This is a genomic window from Streptomyces sp. NPDC049837 (assembly GCF_040674455.1).
In the GTDB taxonomy this organism is placed as follows: domain Bacteria; phylum Actinomycetota; class Actinomycetes; order Streptomycetales; family Streptomycetaceae; genus Streptomyces.
The window spans coordinates 1-7070 of sequence record NZ_JBFAMP010000027.1 but is presented as its reverse complement, the minus strand read 5'-3'; the positions used below and the strand labels follow the sequence as shown (position 1 = coordinate 7070).

Genomic DNA, 7070 nt, shown 5'->3' with positions numbered 1-7070 from the left:
CCGCTCGCGGCCCCCCCCCCGGGGGTCGCCGCGGGTAATCGTGGGTGGGGGGCGTACTCTTGCGCAGCTAGTTTGTTTGGGGGGGGGGGGGGGGCCCCCCGGGGGGCCCCCCCCCCCACCACGGCACAATCAGAAGAAGACCGACCGCCGCTGTACCAGCAGTTTGTAGAGCGTGTGCTGGATCTGTTCCCTGACCTGGTCCGTCAGGTTGAACATCAGCATCGGGTCCTCCGCCGCCTCCGGCGGGAAGCCGTCCGTCGGGATCGGCTCGCCGAACTGGATCGTCCACTTCGTCGGCAGCGGCAGCGCCCCCAGCGGACCGAGCCAGGGGAACGTCGGCGTGATCGGGAAGTACGGGAAGCCCAGCAGCCGAGCGAGGGTCTTCGCGTTACCGATCATCGGGTAGATCTCCTCCGCGCCCACGATCGAGCACGGCACGATCGGCGCACCCGCCCGCAGCGCGGTCGACACGAACCCGCCCCGGCCGAACCGCTGGAGTTTGTAGCGCTCGCTGAAGGGCTTTCCGATGCCCTTGAAGCCCTCCGGCATCACCCCGACGACCTCACCGCGCTGGAGCAGCCGCTCCGCGTCCTCCGCGCACGCCAGCGTGTGCCCCGCCTTCCGGGCGAGCTCGTTGACGACCGGCAGCATGAAGACCAGGTCCGCCGCGAGCAGTCGCAGATGCCGCCCGGCCGGGTGGTTGTCGTGCACGGCGACCTGCATCATCAGCCCGTCCAGCGGCAGCGTCCCCGAATGGTTCGCCACCACCAGCGCCCCGCCCTCGGACGGGATGTTCTCGATGCCCTTCACCTCGACACGGAAGTACTTCTCGTACAGCGGCCGCAGCAGCGACATCAGGACCTGGTCGGTCAGCTCCTCGTCGTACCCGAACTCGTCGACCTCGTACTCGCCGGTGATCCGCCGCCGCAAGAAGGCCAGCCCGCCCGCGATCCGACGGTCCCAGTCGCCACGGCCGCCCGTGTCCGCGCCCGTGTCCGCGTCCGTGTCCGCGTCCGTGTCCGCCCGGGGCTCGTCCGCGGCCGCCGCCTCGGGTGTCTGGGGGCCCGGCAGGGCGCTCACCCCGCCCTCGCCCTTCCGCCGCCGGGTGCCGCCGCCCAGCAGGGGCCGCCGGCGCCCCGGCCTGGGGGTGGCCGCACCCGCGCGCGACCGGTCGTCGTCGAACGGAATGACCTTGGCGTCCGCCATCGTTGAATCGCGCTCCCTCATCCGGCGCTCTGAGTCGTCTTCGCCCCGCCACCGCCCAGGAACGGAAGCGACGACGCGGCGATCCGGTCGACCGCCCCCGCCAGGGCCTCCGGCGGCAGCAGGCCCGGCCCCCGGCTGCGCGCGAAGTCCGCGAAGGCCTCCGCGGTCGTGTACTTCGGCTCGAACCCGAGCGTCTCGCGCATCTGCGCCGTGCTCACCACCCGGCCGTGCGTCAGGAGCCGGATCTGTTCCGGCGAGAAGTCGGTCACCCCGACCGTGCGCAGCGCCGTACCCACCCAGGTGACCGCCGGCAGCAGCACCGGCACCGTCGGCCGCCCCAGCCGCCGCGAACACTGCGACAGCGTCAGCACACCGTCACCCGCCACATTGAACGTGCCGCTGTTGAGGGTGCCGCGCCGCGGCTCGTGCGAGGCGATCCGCAGCACCTCGAGGACGTCGTCCTCGTGGACGAACTGGAGCCGCGGGTCGTAGCCGAACACCGTCGGCAGGACGGGCAGCGAAAGGTACTCGGCGAGCGGCGAGTCCGCGTCCGGCCCGAGGATGTTGGCGAACCGCAGCACGCACACCGCCACATCCGGCCGCCGGCGCGCGAAGCCGCGCACGTACCCCTCCACCTCGACGGCGTCCTTCGCGAAGCCGCCACTCGGCAGCGACTTCGGCGGTGTCGTCTCCATGAAGACGGCCGGGTCGCGGGGCGCGGAGCCGTACACGCTCGTACTGGACTTCACCACCAGCCGGCTGACCGTCGGCGACTTCTGGCACGCCCCGAGGAGCTGCATGGTGCCGATGACGTTGGTCTCCTTGACCGCCGTCCGCCCGCCGGCGCCCAGCGGCGTTCCGGTGACGTCCATATGGACGACGGTGTCGACCCCGTACTCGGCCAGGACCCGCCCTATGGCGGGCTGGCGGATGTCGGCACGGACGAACTCGGCGTCGCCCAACTGGTGCGCGGGAGGGACGGCGTCCACGCCGATCACCCGCTCCACTTCGGGGTCCCGCTGGATGCGGCGTACGAACCTGCCGCCGAGCTGCCGGGCCACGCCGGTGACGAGCACGACCTTCCCCAAGATCAGCGCCTTCCGTTCGGTCCTCGCCTACGGGCCACCGTAGCGGGTGAATGGTGCGCTGTAATGACCGCCGCACCCCGATGGGTAACGCCACGAACACCGCGGCCCTCCCACCGGAACCGGTGGAAGGGCCGCGAATGGCGCACGTACAGCCGTCGCTTACTTCTTGTTGCGACGCTGAACGCGGGTGCGCTTGAGCAGCTTGCGGTGCTTCTTCTTGGCCATCCGCTTACGCCGCTTCTTGATAACAGAGCCCACGACTACCCTCGCTCACTTCTCGGAACACCCCCGCACAGGCGGGGATCTCGGTGCGGGGCGTCTGGGCCCACACGACCTACGTCGGCCTAGCCTACCGGCCCGAGCGCCGAGCTTGTAATCCGAGGGGTACGCACGGGGCCCCTCGACGACCGCTAAGCCGTCTCCACCCCCACGAAGGACTCTCGGAGGTACTCGTGAACCGCTTGCTCCGGAACCCGGAAGGACCTGCCCACCCGGATCGCCGGCAGATGACCGCTGTGCACCAAGCGGTACACGGTCATCTTCGACACTCGCATCACCGCGGCGACTTCCGCCACGGTCAGGAACACGACCTCATTGAGAGGCCTCTGGTCTGCAGCCATGACCCACCTGTACCTTCCGCCCACAACGCCCACCGGCTTCCCCTCCGGTGACTCTTCGTCGCGGTGCGCTCACTCACCAGACTAGGGGCGGGTGATACGAGTGGGGAAGAGGAGCTGCCATCGGCCCCCTACCGTGACAGACACGCTCGATTGAGTACATAGCGAGTAAGCGGTCGGTAGTAATCAGACCGCACAGCGTCATCAAGCGGAACGGCCACGGACACCCGCCCCTCCGCCTCCCCGACGAACAGCGCGGGGTCGTCCGTGTCGGCCAGGCCGACGGCCTCAAAACCCAACTGACCTGCGCCGCAGACCCATCCGTGGTCCCCCACGACGAGCTCCGGCAGCGGCCCGCCGGCGTCCGCGAGACCCTCCAGAGCGGCCCTGACCGGGAGGGGGGAATGGGTGTGTGCGCCGGTCTCACAACCGGCGCCTTCGGCCCCTCCTTCCCGCACCAACGCGACTCCCCGTACGTAGTCGAGGCTGTACGTACGTACGCCGAACCGGGTCGTTATGTCGACACATCGCCCCTGCGCGGGTGTGAGAACGAGACATCCGGCCGCCGACAAAGCGTCTGCGAGCCCGGCGTAGAAACCGAGCAGTCGGTGCGGATGACCGGTCCCGAAGAGGACCGGCGCCCGCCTCCGGGCCGCCTCCGCGAGCCGCGCGGCGAACGCGCCGAGCGCGGTCAGCGTCCGCTCCGGGTCGATGACATCGGGCCCGGACCGGTGCGCGGGATCACCGGAGACCCCGCACTTGTCGGCCATCAGCCGCAGCAGGTCCCGCTCGTCCCATGCCCACTGCGGGTCCAGCCCGAGGGTCACCCGGGGGTCCCGGGCCGCGAACAGGCGGTAGCTCCGCAGGCTCTGCTCCCGCGAGGTCGCCACCGGGCCGGCCAGCCCGGCCGCCAGCAAATGCGCACGCATCGCACCGGTACTCAGCACCCTGCCGATGCTGCCGCACCACCCCGGGCGCGGCGCCAAAACGCCGGGGACACCCCACAGTTGGCGTAACCCCGCCGGTGGCGGCACGCCACGGCCGCCGGGCCTACGGCAGCAGGCCCCGCAGCGGGAAGGCCGCCCGCCGGGCCGCCAGCACCGCCTGGTCCAGCCGGTCCGCCGGGTCGTACCCCTCGTCCCAGCCCCGCCACGACACCGGCCACCGCCCGTCGGTCATCCGCCCCGGCGCCAACTGCCGCGTCCGCGCGTACACCTCGTCGCGCCACGACGACGGGATCACCGACTCGGGCTCCACGGGGGCATCCGCCGCGATCCCCACCAGGTGTGTCCACGAGCGCGGTACGACGTCCACGATCGCGTACCCGCCGCCGCCCAGGGCGACCCAGCGCCCGTCGGCGTACTCGTGCGCCAGGTCGTGGCACGCCACCTGGACGGCGCGCTGGGCGTCCAGGGACACCGCCAGGTGCGCGAGCGGGTCCTCGAAGTGCGTGTCCGCCCCGTGCTGCGTCACGAGCACCTGGGGCCGGAAGTCCGCCAGCAGCTCGGGCACCACGGCGTGGAACGCCCGCAGCCAGCCCGCGTCGCCCGTGCCGGCCGGCAGCGCCACGTTCACCGCGCCGCCCTCCGCCGGGCCCGCCGCGCCGGTCTCCTCGGGCCACCCGGTCCCGGGGAACAGCGTGCGAGGGTGCTCGTGCAGCGAGACGGTCAGCACCCGGGGGTCCTCCCAGAACGCCGCCTGTACGCCGTCCCCGTGGTGCACGTCCACGTCCAGGTACGCCACCCGCTCGGCGCCCAGCTCCAGCAGGCGCGCGATCGCGAGCGACGCGTCGTTGTAGATGCAGAAGCCCGCCGCCGACCCCGGCATCGCGTGGTGCAGCCCGCCCGCGAAGTTCACCGCGTGCGCGGCCTCCCCCCGCCACACCGCCTCGGCCGCGCCCACCGACTGACCCGCGATCAGCGCCGACGCCTCGTGCATCCCCGCGAACGCCGGGTCGTCCAGCGTCCCCAGCCCGTACGCCTGGTCCGCCGCCCCCGGGTCAGCCGAGGCCGCCCGTACGGCCGCCACGTAGTCCTCACGGTGCACCAGCCGCAGCGTCGAGTCCCCGGCCGGCTTCGCGGCCACCACGTCCACCCGGCGGTCCAGCCCGTACGCCCGCACCAACCCCATGGTCAGCGCGAGCCGCACCGGGTCCATCGGGTGCCCGGGCCCGAAGTCGTACCCGGTAAGTGCGTCATCCCACATCAACAGTGCGCGGCCGCTCATGCCCGCCACCGTATCGGTCCCGTTCAACACCGAACGACCGGGCATACCGCAACGTCACCAGCACCAAAACCAGCGGCACCACCATCGCCCCGCGATAGCTCCACGCATCGCCCAGAGCGCCCACCAACGGCGACCCGACCAGGAAGCCCACGTAATTGAAGACGTTCAGCCGCGCCACCTCCGCGTCACCACGCGCCGCGGCGAACGTCTGCGGCACCAGCACGCTCAGCCCGAACCCCAGCACCGTGAATCCGGCCACCCCCGCCCACGCCCCCGGCGCCCCGGCCACCACCCCGAACCCGGCCGCCGCCAGCACCGCCCCGCCCCGCACCACGGCCACCGCCCCGAACCGCCGCACCCCCAGGTCCCCCAGGGCCCGCCCCAACAGGGTCGTGACCATATAGGCGTTGTACGGAACGGTCGCCAGCGCCTCCGAACCGCCCAGCACGTCCGTCAGATACTTCGCGCTCCAGTTCGACACGGTCGAGTCGCCGATGTACGCGAACGTCATCACCAGGCACAACGGCACCAGGACCCCCGCCGACCGCCCCGCCGAGCCGTCCTGGCCGCCGCCCTGCTGCCCGTCCACGTACCACCGGCTCCCCACCAACGCCGCCGGCAGCACCACCACGACGACCGACAGGTATGACACGCCCAGCGCCAGCCCCTGGTCCACCGCGACCCACGCCAGCGACGCCCCCACGATCCCGCCCAGGCTGTACGCCGCATGGAACCCGAGCATGATGCTGCGCCCGTACGCGTGCTGGAGGCTCACCCCGAGCATGTTCATCGACGCGTCCAGCGCCCCGACGGCCAGCCCGAACACCCCGAGAGCGAGCGCGACGTGCCACATCCGGTCCCCGGCCCCCACCTCGAGGAGGGCCAGCAGCACCACCGGCTGCGCCCACCGGAGCACCGCGCTCGGCGCCACCCGCCGCACCAGTCGCCCCGCGCCCACGCTCCCCACACCGGCGAGGACCGGCACGGCCGCCAGGAACGCCGGCAGGAGGGAGTCGGATATCCCGTACCGGTCCTGAATGGCGGGGATACGCGTCACCAGCAGCGCAAAGGTCACCCCCTGCACGAAGAAGCAGACCGCCAGCGAGCCCCGCCCACGCCGCAACCGCGCATCCGTCATGGCGGCACAGCGTAGGCCGCCGGGCTACCCCTGGGTAGGCCGATCACACGAGCAGCTCGACCAGTTGCCCCATGTCGTCGAAGCAGCCCTTGACCCCCACCAGTTGCTCGGCCGGCGTCATCGCCGTGAACCCGTACACGTCCATCCCGGCCGCCAGCGCCGCCTGGACTCCCAGCGGACTGTCCTCGACGACGACACACCGCTCCGGCGCCACCCCCATCCGCTCGGCCGCGTGCAGGAACAGATCCGGCGCCGGCTTCCCCCGCCCCACGTCCTGGGCACTGAAGACACTGCCCTCCCGGAACCACCGGTCCAGCCCGGTCTTCCGGTGCCCCACCCGAATCCGCTCATGACTCCCGGACGAGGCCACGCAGTACGGCACCCCCTCGGCGACGAGCTTCTCCAACACCTCCGGAACCCCGGCGACGGCCACCAACTCCCGCTCGAAAGCGGCAAACACGCGCGCGTGGAACGTCTCGTCGAAGTCCTCGGGCAACCGCAGCCCGGTCCGCTCCAGGACGAGGTCATGTACGCGGTGCACGGCGGCCCCCATGTAGTCCCGCAGGGAGTCCTCGTACGAGGTGGGGTGCCCGAGCTCGGTCAGGTAGGCGGCCAGGATGGTGTTGGAGAGGGGCTCGCTGTCGACGAGGACGCCGTCGTTGTCGAAAATGACCAGTTCATAGCGCATAACACGACTGTAAACGCAGAAAAGCCCCGCACCATAAGGTGCGGGGCTTCCCCACAATAATTGTTCGGCGGCGTCCTACTCTCCCACAGGGTCCCCCCTGCAGTACC

8 protein-coding genes are annotated in these 7070 nt (G+C 71.6%); all 8 read right to left on the bottom strand.

Annotation, left to right across the window (positions count from 1 at the left end):
• Window positions 1–129 precede the first annotated feature (129 nt).
• The 8 genes from AB0J57_RS34700 to AB0J57_RS34665 all read right to left on the bottom strand — a co-directional run bounded on the left by AB0J57_RS34700 (window position 130) and on the right by AB0J57_RS34665 (window position 6963).
• Window positions 130–1206: a lysophospholipid acyltransferase family protein gene (locus tag AB0J57_RS34700; protein WP_366132410.1), complete on the bottom strand. Its 1077-nt coding sequence runs from the start codon at window positions 1204–1206 to the stop codon at window positions 130–132.
• 17 nt (window positions 1207–1223) lie between these two features.
• Complete coding sequence (locus tag AB0J57_RS34695; RefSeq protein ID WP_366132409.1) at window positions 1224–2294, bottom strand: NAD-dependent epimerase/dehydratase family protein; 1071 nt, start codon at window positions 2292–2294, stop codon at window positions 1224–1226.
• Between the two features lie 159 nt (window positions 2295–2453).
• Complete coding sequence (locus AB0J57_RS34690) at window positions 2454–2552, bottom strand: AURKAIP1/COX24 domain-containing protein (RefSeq protein ID WP_003948845.1); 99 nt, start codon at window positions 2550–2552, stop codon at window positions 2454–2456.
• Window positions 2553–2704: 152 nt separating this feature from the next.
• Window positions 2705–2914 carry a helix-turn-helix domain-containing protein gene (locus AB0J57_RS34685; protein WP_362914482.1) on the bottom strand — a complete coding sequence of 70 codons (210 nt, stop codon included), beginning with the start codon at window positions 2912–2914 and terminating at the stop codon, window positions 2705–2707.
• 128 nt (window positions 2915–3042) lie between these two features.
• On the bottom strand, window positions 3043–3858 hold the full coding sequence (locus AB0J57_RS34680; RefSeq protein ID WP_366132408.1) for a phosphatase: 816 nt from the start codon (window positions 3856–3858) through the stop codon (window positions 3043–3045).
• Window positions 3859–3961: 103 nt separating this feature from the next.
• Complete coding sequence (locus AB0J57_RS34675) at window positions 3962–5137, bottom strand: acetoin utilization protein AcuC (protein ID WP_366132407.1); 1176 nt, start codon at window positions 5135–5137, stop codon at window positions 3962–3964.
• Window positions 5106–6275: an MFS transporter gene (locus AB0J57_RS34670; RefSeq protein ID WP_366132406.1), complete on the bottom strand. Its 1170-nt coding sequence runs from the start codon at window positions 6273–6275 to the stop codon at window positions 5106–5108. Before AB0J57_RS34670 ends, AB0J57_RS34675 begins: the two co-directional genes overlap by 32 nt.
• Before the next feature lie 43 nt (window positions 6276–6318).
• Window positions 6319–6963 (bottom strand): HAD family hydrolase, encoded by a 645-nt coding sequence (locus AB0J57_RS34665; protein ID WP_366132405.1) that lies wholly within the window; start codon window positions 6961–6963, stop codon window positions 6319–6321.
• Between the last annotated feature and the right edge of the window lie 107 nt (window positions 6964–7070).

Coding starts and splice junctions, on each gene's coding strand:
- AB0J57_RS34700 (WP_366132410.1), bottom strand. CDS start 1,206: ATGGCGGACGCCAAGGTCATTCCGTTCGACGACGACCGGTCGCGCGCG.
- AB0J57_RS34685 (WP_362914482.1), bottom strand. CDS start 2,914: ATGGCTGCAGACCAGAGGCCTCTCAATGAGGTCGTGTTCCTGACCGTG.
- AB0J57_RS34675 (WP_366132407.1), bottom strand. CDS start 5,137: ATGAGCGGCCGCGCACTGTTGATGTGGGATGACGCACTTACCGGGTAC.
- AB0J57_RS34670 (WP_366132406.1), bottom strand. CDS start 6,275: ATGACGGATGCGCGGTTGCGGCGTGGGCGGGGCTCGCTGGCGGTCTGC.
- AB0J57_RS34665 (WP_366132405.1), bottom strand. CDS start 6,963: ATGCGCTATGAACTGGTCATTTTCGACAACGACGGCGTCCTCGTCGAC.